This is a genomic window from Streptomyces sp. NPDC002680 (genome assembly GCF_042889145.1).
GTDB lineage: Bacteria > Actinomycetota > Actinomycetes > Streptomycetales > Streptomycetaceae > Streptomyces > Streptomyces adonidis.
Genome location: NZ_JBIAQP010000004.1, coordinates 410,291 through 425,589, shown reverse-complemented (window position 1 = coordinate 425,589; position 15,299 = coordinate 410,291). Strand labels below are relative to the sequence as shown.

Annotated in this window: 14 protein-coding genes; 11 read left to right on the top strand and 3 right to left on the bottom strand. The window is 70.7% G+C overall.

From position 1 onward, the window contains the following. Positions 1-387: 387 nt before the first annotated feature. The 3 genes from ACFYXF_RS14265 to ACFYXF_RS14255 all read right to left on the bottom strand — a co-directional run bounded on the left by ACFYXF_RS14265 (position 388) and on the right by ACFYXF_RS14255 (position 6,418). Complete coding sequence (locus ACFYXF_RS14265) at positions 388-1,665, bottom strand: alginate lyase family protein (protein ID WP_389349830.1); 1,278 nt, start codon at positions 1,663-1,665, stop codon at positions 388-390. A 48-nt stretch (positions 1,666-1,713) separates the two neighbouring features. Next, on the bottom strand, positions 1,714-3,357 hold the full coding sequence (locus tag ACFYXF_RS14260) for a glycosyl hydrolase family 28-related protein (RefSeq protein ID WP_389349938.1): 1,644 nt from the start codon (positions 3,355-3,357) through the stop codon (positions 1,714-1,716). A gap of 169 nt (positions 3,358-3,526) precedes the next feature. After that, positions 3,527-6,418, bottom strand: a complete 2,892-nt coding sequence (locus tag ACFYXF_RS14255) for a BTAD domain-containing putative transcriptional regulator (protein WP_389349829.1) — start codon at positions 6,416-6,418, stop codon at positions 3,527-3,529. Positions 6,419-6,721: 303 nt separating this feature from the next. On the opposite strand from ACFYXF_RS14255, the gene ACFYXF_RS14250 reads away from it, so the two are divergent. From ACFYXF_RS14250 to ACFYXF_RS14200, 11 genes are all read left to right on the top strand, one after another. Then, the gene (locus ACFYXF_RS14250) at positions 6,722-7,435 is read left to right on the top strand and encodes an IclR family transcriptional regulator (RefSeq protein ID WP_389349828.1); all 714 of its coding nucleotides are present in this window, start codon (positions 6,722-6,724) and stop codon (positions 7,433-7,435) included. Between the two features lie 96 nt (positions 7,436-7,531). Then, positions 7,532-9,103, top strand: coding sequence for a hypothetical protein (locus tag ACFYXF_RS14245; protein ID WP_389349827.1), 1,572 nt, complete (start codon positions 7,532-7,534; stop codon positions 9,101-9,103). Positions 9,104-9,120: 17 nt separating this feature from the next. Next, positions 9,121-9,948: a hypothetical protein gene (locus tag ACFYXF_RS14240; protein ID WP_389349826.1), complete on the top strand. Its 828-nt coding sequence runs from the start codon at positions 9,121-9,123 to the stop codon at positions 9,946-9,948. A gap of 90 nt (positions 9,949-10,038) precedes the next feature. Then, the gene (locus ACFYXF_RS14235) at positions 10,039-11,175 is read left to right on the top strand and encodes a hypothetical protein (RefSeq protein ID WP_389349825.1); all 1,137 of its coding nucleotides are present in this window, start codon (positions 10,039-10,041) and stop codon (positions 11,173-11,175) included. A gap of 10 nt (positions 11,176-11,185) precedes the next feature. Then, complete coding sequence (locus ACFYXF_RS14230; protein WP_319094399.1) at positions 11,186-11,578, top strand: hypothetical protein; 393 nt, start codon at positions 11,186-11,188, stop codon at positions 11,576-11,578. Between the two features lie 5 nt (positions 11,579-11,583). Then, positions 11,584-11,880 carry a hypothetical protein gene (locus tag ACFYXF_RS14225; RefSeq protein ID WP_389349824.1) on the top strand — a complete coding sequence of 99 codons (297 nt, stop codon included), beginning with the start codon at positions 11,584-11,586 and terminating at the stop codon, positions 11,878-11,880. A 53-nt stretch (positions 11,881-11,933) separates the two neighbouring features. Next, entirely contained in the window at positions 11,934-12,440 is a 507-nt protein-coding gene (locus ACFYXF_RS14220; RefSeq protein WP_389349823.1) for a hypothetical protein, read from the top strand. A gap of 62 nt (positions 12,441-12,502) precedes the next feature. Further along, positions 12,503-12,871 (top strand): hypothetical protein, encoded by a 369-nt coding sequence (locus tag ACFYXF_RS14215; protein WP_389349822.1) that lies wholly within the window; start codon positions 12,503-12,505, stop codon positions 12,869-12,871. Continuing rightward, a complete protein-coding gene (locus ACFYXF_RS14210; protein WP_389349821.1) occupies positions 12,868-14,598 on the top strand; it encodes a hypothetical protein in 1,731 nt (576 codons plus the stop codon). The genes ACFYXF_RS14215 and ACFYXF_RS14210 overlap by 4 nt, the downstream gene beginning before the upstream one ends. Further along, positions 14,598-14,909, top strand: a complete 312-nt coding sequence (locus tag ACFYXF_RS14205) for a hypothetical protein (RefSeq protein WP_389349819.1) — start codon at positions 14,598-14,600, stop codon at positions 14,907-14,909. The genes ACFYXF_RS14210 and ACFYXF_RS14205 overlap by 1 nt, the downstream gene beginning before the upstream one ends. Next, on the top strand, positions 14,906-15,295 hold the full coding sequence (locus ACFYXF_RS14200) for a hypothetical protein (protein ID WP_389349818.1): 390 nt from the start codon (positions 14,906-14,908) through the stop codon (positions 15,293-15,295). Before ACFYXF_RS14205 ends, ACFYXF_RS14200 begins: the two co-directional genes overlap by 4 nt. The last annotated feature ends 4 nt before the right edge of the window (positions 15,296-15,299 follow it).

Below are 15,299 nucleotides of genomic sequence, written 5' to 3'. Positions count from 1 at the left end.
GGGTCGGCGGGTTCTGGCCGGGAACGCTGTGGATGGCATGGCTGCACACCAAGGAGTAGGTGGGCGCTGGCGTCCGCGGAGAAACTGGCGCCGCGTCAGTACGACACCAGCACGCACGACCCAGACGGTGTTCCCCCGCGCGGACGGATCGACCCCGCACGTGTACGACTTCGCCCCGGACACCGGCGCGCCGGTCGGCCCCGACACCGTGCAGGGGCTACAGCCCCACCTCAAGGACGCGTCTGCCGGCGCGATCACGGCCTGCGGACTGCTCGACCTGGCCGCCACCGGCAGGCGCTCCTACCGTGAGATGGCGTTACGGCTGCTCACCGCGCTGGCGGAGACCTGTCTGACGAGGAACTCCGCCCGCGCGACGCAGGTCGTCGGTCAGCCCGCGATGGAGTCCAGCTGTTCCGCCGCCGGACGCAGCGCCCACAGGTCACCGCCCGGCGGCGCCTCCAGCGACCGAACCGCCCGCCGCGCCCGCGCGTCACCGGCGTCGGCGGCGGCGTGGACGACATCGGTCGCCGCGTACCGGAGGAACCCGAGTTCCGGATGCGGCCAGGCAGCGGCCGCTGTCGCGGCGGGCAGCAGATAGTCCACCGCCCCGAACAGGCTCTGCCCGTCCGGGCCCCGGTACGCCCACAGGTTCACGCCGACATGCCGGCCGATGGCCGCGAGCCGGGTGTGGGCGACCAGCGAGAACGTCGAGTAGTGCCAGCTCCTGGTCCGCGTCAGCTCCTGCGGCTGGCTGCCGTCGGACGCGATCTGCGACGCGATGCGTGTGCTCCGGACGTCCATGACCGTGCGACGGGCCAGGTCCCTGTCGCCGGTCGCGTAGGCGAGTGCGGCGAGCTGCATGTCGTAGAAGGTGCCGTGGTTGTTGGTCGCGGCGGCCTCCTCCTGGCCGAAGTCGCTGTTCCTGAGCCAGCCGAGGAAGTCGGCGTTCCACCGCGCCATGCCCGCGCGGTCCGCCCTCGTCCAGCCCGGGGCGCCCGTGTCGAGCAGGGCGAGCGCGTCGAGGACGCTGGTGAAGGACTGGGAGAAGTCGATGATGCCGATGGCACGGCCGTCGAACCTGCAGGGGATGAACTGGGCGTGGTTCAGGTTCGGGTTCATCCTGTTGGCCGGGTCGAGGAACCAGGTGCGCAGCACCTGCCCCGCCTTCTCGGCGTACCGCTTCTGGCCCGTGTAGTACCAGGCGAGGGACAGGTCGTAGACGGAGTCGAAGGTCTTCTCGACGTCCTGGCGGTCGGTGCCGGAGTCGACCTCGGGATTGCGCTCGCCGTCGCGCTGCACATACGGGCAGCCCCAGGGGTTGTCGGCGGTCGGGGGCGTGGTGGGCCACCAGTACGGGGCCTGGCTGAGGTAGTCGTGGACGTCGCCGCCGGGCGCGGGCCTCGGCTTGTCGACGACCGTCCAGGGGCCCTGGTTCAGCCATTTGTCGGCGCGGGTCGTCAACGCCCTTACGGCTTGCCGTAGTTGACGGTCGCCGCGATCGAGGCGGAGCTTGGTCTGCTGGAGCCGGGTGCCGTCCAGTACGGCGGTGTGCGGGACTTTGGGTGTGGGATGCGCGGAGGCGGTGGGGACGGCGGCGCCTGTGGTGAACGCGGCGAGAGCCACCAGAAGGACGCCCAGGCGTGACACTGTCGAGAGTGCGCTCATGGATCCACTCCGTTCAGATGGGTGAACGTGCGGTGAGGTGCTCCGGCGCTACAGCGCGCGCTGAGCCGCGTGCAGATTCCTCGGCCGGACCGCGTGCGGGCTGCCGTACAGCTCCAGTCGCGTGTGCAGGTCACCGGCGAAATCCGGTACGTCGATCTGGTCGAACTCCCTGACCTCGTCGATGCCGACGGTCGCGGAGTACGGCGCCAGGCCGTCGATCCTGACCAGGCCCGCCCGGGCGTTGGTGACGCGGATGTTCCAGTGGGTGAAGCGGGCGCCGAACAGGGGCCCGGCGCTCGCGTCACCGCCGTGGCGGCCGTTGTTGTTCAGGGTGATGTCGGTGCGGACGTTGGCGAAGGGCAGACCGCGGTGGCTGTCGAAGGTGCCCGTCCGCATGTCGCCGCGCGACCAGACGTTGTACGAGGACAGCCCCTCGACGTTGATGCCGTGCAGTTGGGTGCCGGACGGCGCCGGGCTGGTGCGCTCCTCGATCGTGAAGTCCTCGACGAGGTTGTCGTGCGAGCCCTCGCGGCAGAAGTAGGGGTGATGGGAACCCCGGCCGGTGACACGTGTCCGGCGCAGGGTGCACGCGGAGGCGGCCACCAGGCCGAAGCCGTTGTCGACGTGGCGGACCGTCACGTCGTCCACCCAGCAGTCGTACGCGCACTGCAGGACGACACCGTTGTGCCCCTTGTCCAGCAGATGCGGCTGCTGCGGAGCCTCCACGGCCTCCAGGGTCAGCCCCTCGACACCCGAACCGGTCAACTCCGGTACGTGCGTGGTCAGTCGGGGATCCCACTCGGGGCGTACGTCGAGCGGCAGGGGGCGCTCCAGGGTGACCTGGCGGCCACGGACCCGGGCGACGCGGACCGGCCATTCGTAGGGGACGTACGACGTCAGCTTGGTCCTGTCGTCCCAGACGTAGGCCTCCGGCCCGGGCCCGCCGCCGCACATGTGCTCCAGGAGGGTGTGGTCCGGGTCGTCGGCGAGGCGCAGCAACACCAGTGAGCCGGGGCGGAGTCGGGACGGGTCCGACACCGTCACCGTCCAGGAGCCCTGTCGCGCCGGGGCGACCTCGGTGAGCGTCCGCCACTCGTCGCGCCCGTTGCCCGTCCAGCCCTCGAAGGGCCACGCCTTCGCCCTGATCGCGGTGACCAGGGAGTTCCAACGGGCCTCGGGGGCCAGCCAGATCAGACCGCCGGCCCATGACCAGCCCGACTTGTCGCCCCCGTAGCGGGAGCCGTACGCGCCGATGAGTTCGGTGAGGTTCTTCGTCGCGTACAGCGTCGTACGGCCGCTGCCGGCACCCTTGAGGGTCACGTTCGAGCGGTTCACGCGGATGATGTCGTCGATCCGGAACGTACCCGGCGGGACGGTCACCGTGCCGCCGCCGGACCTGCCGACAGCGGCGATCGCGCGGTTGATCGCGGGAGCGGAGTCGGCCGTACCGCCCGCCACGGCGCCGAAGTCCCGTACGTCGGCGACGGCGGGGCGGCGGGGGAAGTGTGCCGCCCCGCCGCGGAAACCGGCTCGGCCGATGTACGGGATCTGCGGGTGGGTGAAGGGGGTGCGGCTGAACTCCCGCCACAGGGACGGGATTTCGGCGGAACCCGGGTCGGCTGCCACCGAGGTCCCGGCGCCGGCCGCGACGGCTACCGCGCTTCCCAGCAGAGCCCGTCTGGACATGCCCATGACATTCGAGGTGTCGATTCTGTCCGTGTGCGCGTTTCTCATGTCCGTTCGCCCTTCCCGTGGATCTGGTCATGGATATGAACGACGTTCAGAATTGCGTCGACCGGTGAGCATGCCATGGCACCTGTGAGTGGGAAAGAGGCTGCGCAGGGTTATTTCCCGTGGGCCTTTAGATGGACGGCAGGACTGCCGGTTCAGATCGCTGAACGGCCGGGGGTACGGGACCGAGGCGTTCGAGGAGGCTGGTGCGCAGCGGATCCGTGTCCGGGAGACCGAGATCGGCGGTGATCGCCAGGGCCTGTGTCCAGGTGTTGTCGGCGGCATGGGCGTGGGCCGTGGCGTGCTGGATGTCGCCGAGGCAGAGGAGCCCGGAGGCTTCGCTGTGGCGGTCGCCGGTGCGGTGGAAGAGGTCGACGGCCCGGCGGTAGCAGTCGACGGCCTCCTCGTGTCCTTCGAGGCGGTGGTGGATGTAGCCGAGGCTGTCCCAGATGTGGGCCTGTCCGTTGAGGTCCGCGGTCTCCTGGGCCAGGTCGAGGGCCTCGCGGCAGTGCGCGAGGGCCTGACGGTGGTCGCCGAGCTGGGCGAGGATCCAGCCGATGTGGTTCAGGGCGGCTGACTGCCCGGCCCGGTCACCGGCGGCCCGATGGTGCGCGAGGCTGCTGTGGGCATGGCCGAGAGCCTGCCGGCGCCGGCCCTGTGCCTCCGACATCCGGGACAGGTGCTGGTGGATACGGGCCTGCCCGGTGTGGCTGCCGACCTCGCCGAACAGCTCCAGCGCGCGCAGATAGTGCGCGCGGGCGTCGTCCGGACGGTCCAGCCGGTCCTGCGCGAGTCCGAGACCGCGATGGGCGTCGGCCTGCCCGGCCCGGTCGCCCCGGCGCAGCGCCGCGTCGAGGGCCGTGGTGTGGACCGCGGTCAGCGCTCGCCAGTAGCCGTGCCGGTCGAGATACGTGGTGAGCGCCGAGGCGAGCTGCCAGGTGTGGGTGTCGAAGCCCGAGGCGGGGGCCTGTTGCACGGCCGAGAGGAGAACCGCGTGCTCGGCGGTGAACCACGCCTGCGCCTGTGGATGGTCCGCCAGTTCGACGGGCGCCGCGCCCGGCTGCACGGGCGGCAGCGGAGCCGGGGTGGGGCGGGGAGTCAGCAGGGCATCGGCCGTGTGAGCGGTGTGCAGATAGTGGTCGAGCATCCGGTGCACCGCCGCGCGCCGCACGTCGTCGCTGTCGTGGTCGGCGACGAGTTCGGCGGCGTAGGCGCGCAGCAGGTCGTGGAAGGCGTACCGGCCGGGGACATGCTCGGTGAGCAGGTGTCCGCGCGCCAGTTCCGCCAGCAGAACGCGGGCGCGCGGCACCGGTACGTCGGCCAGCGCGGCGATGGCCGGCACGGCGGCGTCCGGCCCCGGGTGCACGCCCAGCAGCCGGAAGAGCCGGGCGGCCCCGGTGCTCAGCGCGCGGTAGGACCAGGAGAACACCGCCCGCACCTGACTGACCGGCTCCCCACCGTCCAGGGCGTCCAGACGTTCGTCGGACCGGCGCAGCTCCCCGGCGAGCGCGGCGAGGGGGAGACCGGGCTGGGCGGCGGCGCGGGCGGCGACGATCGCCAGGGCGAGCGGCAACCCGGCGCACTGGCCGACGATCTCCCGTACGGCGGCCGGTTCGGCCGCCACCCGGTCCGTACCCAGTCGGCCGATCAGCAGTTCCCGGGCCTCGGCGGGACCGAGCAGACCGAGCGTCAGCAGATGGGCTCCCTCGGACGCGGCCAGCCCGGTGAGCGTCTTCCGGCTGGTGACCAGCGCCAGACAGCCGGGCGACCCCGGCAGCAGTGGCCGTACCTGCTCGGCGTCGCGGGCGTTGTCGAGCACCACCAGCACCCGCCGCCCGGCCAGCAGGCTGCGGTACAGCCCGGTCTGCGCCTCCAGACCGGCCGGGACCCGGTCCGGCGACACCCCGAAGGCGTCCAGGAACCCCCGTACCGCCTCCGCCGGACTCACCGCCGGCCCGCCGGGCGCGAAACCATGCAGATTCACGTACAACTGCCCGTCGGGAAAGGCCCGTTGGGCCCGCCGCGCCCAGTGCACGGCGAGCGCGGTCTTGCCCACCCCGGCGGTACCCGACACCGCCGAGATCACCACCGCCGACGGCTGGTCCGTCGCCGAGGCGAGGATCTCCTCAAGCCGGGCGAGTTCCCTGCCGCGCCCGGTGAACCCCCGTACACCCATGGGCAGTTGTACGGGGATCTCACCCGGCGGCCGGGCTCGGGGGAGCGTGCGGGGAACCGGCCGGGCCGGGGTTCGGGGCGTCGGCCAGGCGGAGGGCTCGGAGGGGCCTCCGCGCAGGATCGACTGGTGCACCTCCCGCAGCTCCGGCCCGGGGTCGGCGCCCAACTCGTCGGCCAGCCGCTGCCGGACGCCGGCGTAGTGGTCCAGGGCCTCCGCGCCGCGCCCGGCGGTGTGCAGTGCCCGCATCAGGGCCCCGGCCAGCGGCTCCACCAGCGGGTGTTCGCCGAGCAGTTCGGTCAGCGGGCCGATCACGGCGACCGGATCGCCGACCCGTGTCTCCAGGTGGGCCCACCCGACGACGGCGTCCACCCGCTCCTGCCGCCATGCCTCGCGCACCCGCCCCGCCCAGGGCCCGCCGAGCCCGGCCAGCGGCTCCCCGCGCCAGAGGCCGAGCGCCTCGCGCACCAGCGAGGCCCGCGCTTCGTCCGTCCGGCCCGACTCCCGGGCGCGTCCGACCAGTTGCCGGAACCGGTGTACGTCCACCTGGTCCGGGCGAGCCTCCAGAAGGTAGCCGCCCGAGCGGCGCACCAGGCGTAACCGGACGTCCTCCGTTTCCCCGGTCTGCTCGCACAGCCGCCGGATCCGGGCGATGTGGGCGTGCAGCGCGCGCCGTGCCCCGTCGGGCGGATCGGCGCCCCAGACCCGCTGGATCAGTACGTCGGCCGTGACGGGCCGTCCGGCGTCCACCGCCAACGCCGCGAGCACGGCCCGGCGTTGGGGCGGTCCGACCTCCGCCGTCCCGCCGCGCACCGAGAGTTCCACCGGACCGAGAAGTCGCACATCCACCACGATCTCCACACCCCTCGTGCAGAACTTCTCCGCGTGTCGCGCACACTCTCACGCCGGGCGACAACCTATCGACAACGTTCTGAGCCACAGTCGGGCCTCAGTCTGAGGGTCGGAGAGGTGTCCACGCACGGCGGCGCCCCGCGTGACGGGAACGGTGGCGCGGGGAGTCGGGGGAGTCGTGCGAAGCGGGCGTGGCTGGGGGAGACGGACGTGAGGGAAGCGCGGGGAGCGACAGCGACGGAGACGGCGGCTTCACCGGTTCGGCGGCTTGACCAGCTGTCCGGGCCCGAGCGCGTCGCGATGCCTTCGCCTGCCGCGCCGGACGGTGGCGGGCGGAGTGTGCTGGAGGGGGCCTTCGGGCTGCTGGAGGCGGTGGAGCGGGCGGGGCAGGCCGGGTTGACCCGGCTCGCGGCGGAGTGCGGGCTGCCCAAGACGACCGCGTACCGGCTGCTGGAGCAACTGGTCGAACTGGGGGCCGTGGAGCGGGGTCGCGGGGGCTATCGCATGGGCTCGCGGATCTTCCGGCTCGGGCAGGCGTGGCAGCCGTATCCCGGGCTGCGGTCCGCCGCACGGGGGCCGGCCCGGCGGCTGGCGCGGGTCACGGGCGCGGTGGTGGGGGTCAACGTCCTGCGGGAGGGCCGGACGCTGGTCCTGGACTGGGCGACCTGGGAGACCGACGACGCGCCCGACCTTCTCCCGGACGGTGTGGTCTGGCCCTGGTTCACCGCGGCGGGCAAGGTCCTGGTGGCCGGGGCCCCACCACGGCTCCCGCTGGGGCCGCTGCCCGCGTCCTGGCGACGCGAGTCCGAGGCCATCCGTGACCGGGGTGTCGCCTTCGACCGGGAGGAAGTGGCGGCGGGGGCGTGCTGTGTGGCGGTGCCGTTGTACGGGCCGAGTGGTGTGCCGGTGGCGTCCTTGAGCGTCGTGACCGATCCCGCGCACAGCCTGGAGCGGCTCGTGGATGTCGTTCAGCAGGCGGGGCGGACGATCAGCGCGCGGCTGGGCGCCAGATGAGCCGTTCCGCCGACTGTCGATGAATTGTCGACGGACTGTCGACGGGCTCTGCGACGGTTGTCCGGAGCGAGCGGCCATTACCTGAAGGGGGAATCCGTGACCGTCGATGAATCGCCGGAGTCTGTTGACGCGACGACGCCCAGTCCGGCCGAGATACCGGAGAGTGTGAGTATCTCCTGGCCGACCGGAACGGTGTGGGCGGGGAGGCCGGTAAAGATCACGGTGAATGTCGACCGCGGCACCGGTTGGACTTGGGACAAGGAGCGAAGGAAATGGGAGAAGGGACCTCTGGTCACCTTCACCCAGTCGGATCTCTACATTCTGGGCAGGAAAATCAATTCCCCCGGAGCAAGCGGATTCACCTACACCGCGACCTTCCCGAACGCGGGCAACCAGGGCCTCTCGGCGGACGCTGAGACAACCGCCGGAAACTGGGTGCAGGCCCCCGCACGGATCATCACGGTGGCCGAGGCGATCCCTCCGGCGTTCACGTGGACGGCGCCGACCGCTGGCGCGGCGGTCGATCTGGGGCCGGGCGGTGGGCAGGCCGAGGTGAGGCTGACGGCGGGGAGCGATCAGTTCCAACCGTTCACGGTGAGCATCACACGCGACGGTCTGCCCGCTCTCACGGAGCAGTTCTCGGGCACCTCGTACGCGAAGACGGTCACGTTCGGTCCGGCGTCGGCGGGGTCACGGTCGATCTCCGTGAAGTGTGCCGATCCGAACGGGCTTTCGTCGACGCAGACCCGCTCGCTGGTGGGACGTGACAGTGTGCCGCCGACCGTGGCACTCGACCCCTTCAGCGACAGGCAGACCGTCAGGTCGTTTCCCTACACCGTCACCCTCACCGGGAGGACGAACGGGGCGGCGTCCGCGATCACCGGGGTCGCCTTCGCGTTCACCAACGGCCCGTCGGGGTCGGCGCAGGACACCTCGTCCGGCCGGGACTGGTCGGCCTGGCGGGTGCAGGCGCCGCTGGCCGCCACCGGGACGTACCCGTTCACGGTCACCGTCACCAACTCCCGTGGGAGCACTGTCTCCGCCTCCGGAACCATCACGCTGGTCGCCCAGGGCCCGCCGGTGTTCACCTGGGCGACTCCGGCCGCCGGTGACACGGTCGATCTGGGGCCGGCCGGTGGGCAGGTCGCCGTGCGGCTGACGTCGGGGAGCGATCAGTTCTATCCGTTCACGGTGAGCATCGCGCACGACGGTCTTCCGGCCACGACGGACCAGTACACGGGTACGGAGTTCACGAAGACGGTCACGTTCGGGCCCACACCGGTGGGCGCTCGGTCGATCTCCGTGACGTGCGCCGATCCGAACGGTCTCTCCTCGACCCAGACCCGCTCGCTGGTGGGACGTGACAGCGTGCCGCCGACCGTGACACTCGACCCCTTCGAGGGGAACCAGACCGCCACCTCGCTGCCGCACCCGATCACCCTCACCGGGACGACGAACGGCGCGCAGTCCGGGATCACCGAGGTTGCGTATGTGTTCGACAACGGTCCGTCGGGGGTCGCGCAGGACACGTCGCCGGGCGGTGACTGGTCGGCCTGGCGGTTGCGGGACGCCCTGCCCACCACCGGGACCTACACGTTCAGGGTCATCGCCACCAACTCCCGTGGGAGCACCGTCTCCGCCTCCGGAACCATCAACCTGAACCTGTAGCCGATGGGATCACGCACGTGACGTCATTCAGGGACCGGGTGATGCTGGAGCTGGGCGTTCCGGCCGCGTTCGGCGCGCTGCTGCTGCCCGCCGGGGATTCCGACCGGCAGCTGATCCGTACGATGCTGGCCGCGACGTACGACCTGTCGGCGGTCCGGATCGACCGGGTCCGCGACGTGACGGTGAGCGAGCTGGAGTTGCAGCACCCGCTCTTCGTGACCGACCGAAAGACCGGCACCTGGACGCAGACGGTGCCCAACTATGCCCGGACGGAACTCGCCCTGGACGAGACCACGTCACGGAACCCGGTGTGGATCGACATCCTGGCCCGGCTGCGGGTCACGGTGGTGGCGGAGATCGATCCGGCCGGTGCCGAATCGGTCGTCTCCGAGGCGGCCGACGGCTTTTCCACACTGGACGAGTTCCGCCGGCAGTTCCCGTTCATCGACCTGGACGCGTTCATGGCCGAGCACGGGATCAGCACCGTGGAACAACTGCGGGACGCCTTCCAGTACTTGCTGACAACGGTACGCATACGGGCGGCCGAACCGTTCGATCCGGACGACCCGGGTAACGCGTACACGCTGAATGTCGCGCTCGCCGCACTGGCGGTCGATCCCCTCGATATCGCCGAGGGGCTGCGGGCCGCCCAATTGGTCAGGGAAACCAGCAGAGAACTGACCGGTGCATCGCAGCGCGCGATCCCGGCGGAATGCACCGCGGCTTATGCGGTCGCCGTCCTGTTCGCCGAAGAAGGGCCCGGCGAGAGCGGGATCACCTCCGCCGCGGTCCAGCGAGTTTTCGCCAAGTCGGGAGTGGCGGCGCTGTTCCTGAACACGAATTGAGGCTCGCGGGCAGAGAAACGCGAGCCGCGAAATCGACATACCACTGAACGCCATCGCACATCAGGCCCGAGAGAGACAGAGGAGGGGCCGATGACCGTCCGCTATGTCCGGGTGAAACCGGTAGTCAATCTGTTCGCACCAGCCGTTCGCGCCTACGGCAACATTGCCGTGGTCGGAACGATCGCGCTGCCCAAGGAGTCACCGCCGGACGATCCGGCCCAGGTGAACGTCCCGCTCGACTTCACCGACCCGCATGAGGCACGCCGGCGCGCTCCGGGCGACCTCGGGGAAGCCGTGGCGCTCGCCTTCGAGCAGTCGCCCGGCCCGTCCCTGGTGACGGCCGTGCGGGTGGACGAGGAGGACCTGGACTGGCAGGCCGCGCTGGACGTGGTCGCCGGCCTCGACGTGCAACTGGTGGTGCTGGCCAACACCCCGCTCGACGCCACCACCGGGCACATCGAGAACCCGCAAGGCGCGTTGGTGACGCTGGCCAAGCATGTCGCCTCGGTGTCGGAGACCGGCGGCGAGGGCAAGCAGCGGATGGGCGTGGCCATGCTGCCCAAGGACTCGTCCAAGCCGGACCTGGTCAAGGGCACCCTGGCCCACGAGCGCATGGTCTACATCGCCCATCGCAGCGACCAGGACGCGGCGGCGGCCGTGGCCGGCACCATAGCGGGCCACCAACCGCACATCTCCCTGCTGCTGAAGCCCGTCAACATCACCAGCCCGCCGTTCACCCAGGCCCAGATCGGGGAGCTGAACGGCCCGGAGACCTTCGAGTCCGGACCGGCGGGGCTCGGGGTGAACTGGCTGACCAGCCCGTCGATCATTCCCGGCGGTGGCGTCTACATGGGCGAGGGCTACACCGGGAATCCGGGCACGACGAAGTACATCGACGCCATGCGCACGATCGACGACCTCAACTTCCGGCTCAACGCACAGCTCATCAGGACGATCGGCAACGTGCGGATCAGCCGTTCGGGGCTGCGCGCGCTGATCGCCCGCCTTGAGGCGGTCCTCGCACCGGAAGTGCAGAACGAGGTACTCAACGGCTTCGAGGTCTTCGTTCCCCTGCTGACGCTGCTCGACAAGGACCCGGCGACACTCACCCCCGCCGAGGCCGGGCAGATCCACGACGCCGAGGTGCGGCGGATGGTGCAGGTCATGGTGGCGATCCACTACGCCGGTGCCATGCACCGGCTCTCCCTCACGATGAAGTTCGACTAGGAGAGCACCGATGCCGGACTGGAACACCAGGCTCGAGGTGAAGCTCGGGGACAGCACCATCACCCCGATATCGAGCTTCACCCCGACGTTCAACGTGCCGCACACCGTGCTGCACAGCATCGAGGCGGACAACGTCGGCTTCGTCCGACAGCCGTTCACCTTCACCTTCATGATGGCGGTGCCCGCGGTCGCCGCGGCCGTCGCCGATCTGACCGAACTGGCCGCGAACGGGCAGGAGTTCTCCGTGGTGGTCGCCGAGAAGAAGGGCACCGACTGGGCGTTCGACTCCATGAAGTTCGCCCGCTGCGTCGTCACCTCGGCCAACCCCAGCAACGTGGTGATCGACGGCGTACCGCAGGCCAGCTTCAGCTGTCTGGCGCTGGACGTCGGTCTGGAGGCGTAGCCGTCGTGGCCGCCGAGGACACCGAGGAGGGGACGGGCGGCTCGTTCGAACTGCCCGGGTTCGCCGCCGGTGGACGAGTGGACCGCACCGGAATCGCACCGGTCCACGAGGGCGAGTACATCGTGCCCGCGCCCGGCAGCGAGGCGGCCGTCCCGCCGCACGCCGCCGGTGCCGGCCCGGTGATCAACTACCACTTTCCGGTCGAGATACAGGCGGTGGGGTCACTGCCCGAGAACGAGAGCGCACAACTGGTCGGACAGGTCTTCGACCAGATCGGGCGGGAGCTGGCCAGTCGGCTCTGAACCGGCCGGGTCTGCGGCAGGGCTCGGCCGGATCGACAAGCGCGGGGGGAGACATGGCGACGGGGACGAACGTCCCGGTGCTGGTGGGGCCGGTACCACTGCTCTACGTACAGAAGATGACGGTCGTCGAGGGCTACGAGATCCCACGGATCATGGGCAGCCGGTTCCTCCAGGCCACCCAGCCCACCAAGAAGCAGATCACCATCGAGGCGTTGCTGATCGGCTCGAACCGGTTCGGGCTGAAGAAGGCGCTGGAGGCCCTGGCACTGACGTCCAGGGCGCTGGTGGCGACTTCCGCAGCCCTGCTGCCCAACGGTATCCCCGTGGTGTCCGGTCTGACGATCAGTCTGGACATGCAGATCACCGAGCTGCACTTCACCCAGAGCGTGGCCAGACGGGACGCCCTGGACGTGTCGATCTCGCTGATCGAGGTGCCCCGGTCCAGCCTGATCGCGGTCGTCGGCGAAGTGGCGGATCTCGCCGTGGGAGCCGGGACGGCCCTGGTGCCGGGCACTGTGGCGCCCAACCCGATCGCCCGCGCGGCGCAGGGACTGTTGTAGCCCCTCAGCGAATCAGCACCACAACCAGAACCACAGCAACCAGGTCGAGGAAGGAGGCATCCGTGGTGACGCGCAGTTTTCTCAGGTTGCCGATCGACGCCGACGAGGGTTTCCCGCAGGCGTTCCGGCTGGCCGTGGCCGGTCGCAACTACCAGTTCCGGCTGTACGCCAATGTCGCGGAGGACATCGTCGACAGCGCGCCGTCCGGCCCGCTCGACCTGCCCACCGCGCACGCGTTCCTGACGCTGTCGGTGGACCGGGAGGAACCCGGCGGACCGGTCACGATCCTGCGCCGCAAGCTGGTGCCCGACGTGGAGTACCCGGCCGCCGAACTGGCTCTGACCTTCCGGACGATGCGGCTGGACCTCCGCAATCTCAACGCGGCCGGCTCGTTCGGCTCCGAAGTGGTCGGCGGGGTGGCACTCGTATGAGCTTCGTGCTGTGGTACCGGATCGAGATCGCCGAGGCCGAGGTTCCCGGCCTGCCCGGCGGCGCGGTGGCCGGGGGGTCCGGGCTGGGGCTGCCGCTCAAGGTGTCCAACGACGTCCTGAGCGGCTCCCTGGTCATCGACGCGGACATCACCGTGACGATGACCGACGGCGCGGCCGTGGACACCTTCGAGATCAGCCTGATCAACCTGCCCGGCCAGGTCACGGAGCTGATCAAGAACACTCATGCCGCCAAGCCGGTCAACGCCACCATCCACCTCGGGTACTTCGACGAGCCGACGACCAGGACGACGACCACGGGGCAGGTGCTGGTCGGCCGGATCGTCTCCGTGACCGGCAGCGTCGGCGGCGACGGTCTGTCCCGCACGGTGCTCTGCGGCCAGGAGGAGGGCGGATACCTGTTGCGCAGCACGCCGGTGGAGCAGGACCGCCGGGTGGGCACCGAGTTGGTCGACCTGGCCACGTCACTGGCCGAGGCCGCCGGCCTGCGACTGGCGGACGGCTCCACGATCGGTGGCGGCCTGCGGGACTTCACCGTCCGGGCCGGATCCGCCCTGGACGCCCTCGGCGCCCTCGCGGCGCGGGCAGACGTGCCGCTCGTGGTGCGTGACCGCGCGGTCCATCTCGGCGCGGCGGTCGGTGCGTTCACCGATCCGGCGCCGGTCGTGTTCGACCCGGACACCAATCTGGTCGCCCTCAGCAGCTCGACCGCAGAGGACACCGGGGCGCGTCCGGCCTTTCCGCCTCGCCCCGCAGTGGACGACGTGCCGCTGCCCGAGTCGGCCGTACTGCCGCCGGTGCGCACCACGCTGGAGCTGACCGTGCTCGGCCATCCCGGGCTGCGGGTCGGCCAAGTGGCCGCCACGACCGGCCTGTCCGGCGTACCGACGGGACCGCTGCGGCTGTCCCACGTGGTGCATTCCTTCCGCGTCGGCTCCGGCTACACGGCACAGCTCCGGCTGATCGCGGCCCGCCCCGGCGAGCGGGCCCAGGTCCACACCGGCGTACAGGGCGTGGTGGACCGCTGGCGCGACGCCCTGGACCGCAGTCGCGAGGATCATCCGGCGGTCGACCTCGGGGAGGTGACCGAGTACGCCCCGGGCGCCGACGGCAAACACCTGGCCTCGCTGTACTACGGGCAGCGGCCGGAGCCCGGAGTCGCGGCGCCCAGCGTGGCCAGCCCGATCGACACCGCGGTCGAACTGCACGACAAGCCGGTCGTGTCGCCGTTCGCGTTCCACAAGACCGGGCTGATCACTCCCGTCTACCCGAAGATGCGCGCGGTCCTGGCGCACAACCGCGGCGACGTCAACGACGCGGTGATCACCGGCTTCGTCTGGCCGGACAACCCGGCCCACGAGCGTCCGCCCAACCGGCCGGGCGACCACTGGCTGGCCCTGCCCACCGAACTGGGCGCGGACGACCTGCCGCGCGGCAAGGGCGCCAACGACCTCACCGACGCCGCCGGGCAGCGGGTCATCCAGGTGGCGGCCCTGCACGTACTCGTCGGCACCGACAGCCTGCCCGATGTCGGTACCCGGCCCGATCCACCCACCGACAACTCGATCACCATCGAACACCAGAGCGGAACGATGATCACAGTGGACTCCGACGGCGCGGTCACGATCAGTACGGCGGACCGGCCGATCACCCTGACCAACGGTTCGGTCAGCATGAAACTCGACGGCTCCTCCGTGGCGGTGACGTGATGCCCGCCGTCCTGACCGAGGCATCCACCTTCCAGTGCGACCACCACGGGACCGCGAAGGCACAGGCCTCCCGGAGTGGGCTGACGGTGGACGGAAAGCCGGTACTCGTGGACCAGGATCTGCCGCTCACCCCGATCGTCGGCTGTATCGCGACGCCCAAGTGCGCCCAGGTCGAGGAAGTCACCGCGGGAGTCAGCAGGACTCTGACGGTCGACGGCCGGCCCGTGCTGCTGGCCACCGCACACGGGAAGACCAACGCCGGCCTGTGGCAGGTGGCCGACCCGGTCCAGACGAAACTGGAGGCAGCATGACCACCTCGTTCGGTCGCAGTCTGCTGCTCGACGACGGCGACCTGGTGGTGACGGCCGGGCAGTTGCGGGAAGTCGAGTCGGTCGCCAACCTCAGCCAGGCGCTGACGCTGCGCGTGCTCACCCCGTTCGGGTCCGATCCGTTCAACACCGGCTACGGGCTGGACATCGGCCGGATCTTCACCGGGCCCAACCCGCTGTCGGTGGCGAAGCAGTTGGTGCAGCTGAATCTGGTCCGCACCCTGGGCACCGATCCACGGGTCCGTGACGTCCGCCAGGTCGTCTTCGACGACGCCCAGGATCAGGACCGGCGCGTGTGGACCGTACGGGTCGAACTGGACACGGTGGCGGGCGATCCGTTGACGCTGCTCGTGGACGTGGGGGTGTGAGCGG

Bases quoted from the DNA above. Each gene is read 5' to 3' on its own strand.
- ACFYXF_RS14265 (WP_389349830.1), bottom strand. From the start codon at position 1,665: ATGAGCGCACTCTCGACAGTGTCACGCCTGGGCGTCCTTCTGGTGGCT.
- ACFYXF_RS14260 (WP_389349938.1), bottom strand. From the start codon at position 3,357: ATGGGCATGTCCAGACGGGCTCTGCTGGGAAGCGCGGTAGCCGTCGCG.
- ACFYXF_RS14250 (WP_389349828.1), top strand. From the start codon at position 6,722: ATGCCTTCGCCTGCCGCGCCGGACGGTGGCGGGCGGAGTGTGCTGGAG.
- ACFYXF_RS14235 (WP_389349825.1), top strand. From the start codon at position 10,039: ATGACCGTCCGCTATGTCCGGGTGAAACCGGTAGTCAATCTGTTCGCA.
- ACFYXF_RS14230 (WP_319094399.1), top strand. From the start codon at position 11,186: ATGCCGGACTGGAACACCAGGCTCGAGGTGAAGCTCGGGGACAGCACC.
- ACFYXF_RS14220 (WP_389349823.1), top strand. From the start codon at position 11,934: ATGGCGACGGGGACGAACGTCCCGGTGCTGGTGGGGCCGGTACCACTG.
- ACFYXF_RS14210 (WP_389349821.1), top strand. From the start codon at position 12,868: ATGAGCTTCGTGCTGTGGTACCGGATCGAGATCGCCGAGGCCGAGGTT.
- ACFYXF_RS14205 (WP_389349819.1), top strand. From the start codon at position 14,598: ATGCCCGCCGTCCTGACCGAGGCATCCACCTTCCAGTGCGACCACCAC.
- ACFYXF_RS14200 (WP_389349818.1), top strand. From the start codon at position 14,906: ATGACCACCTCGTTCGGTCGCAGTCTGCTGCTCGACGACGGCGACCTG.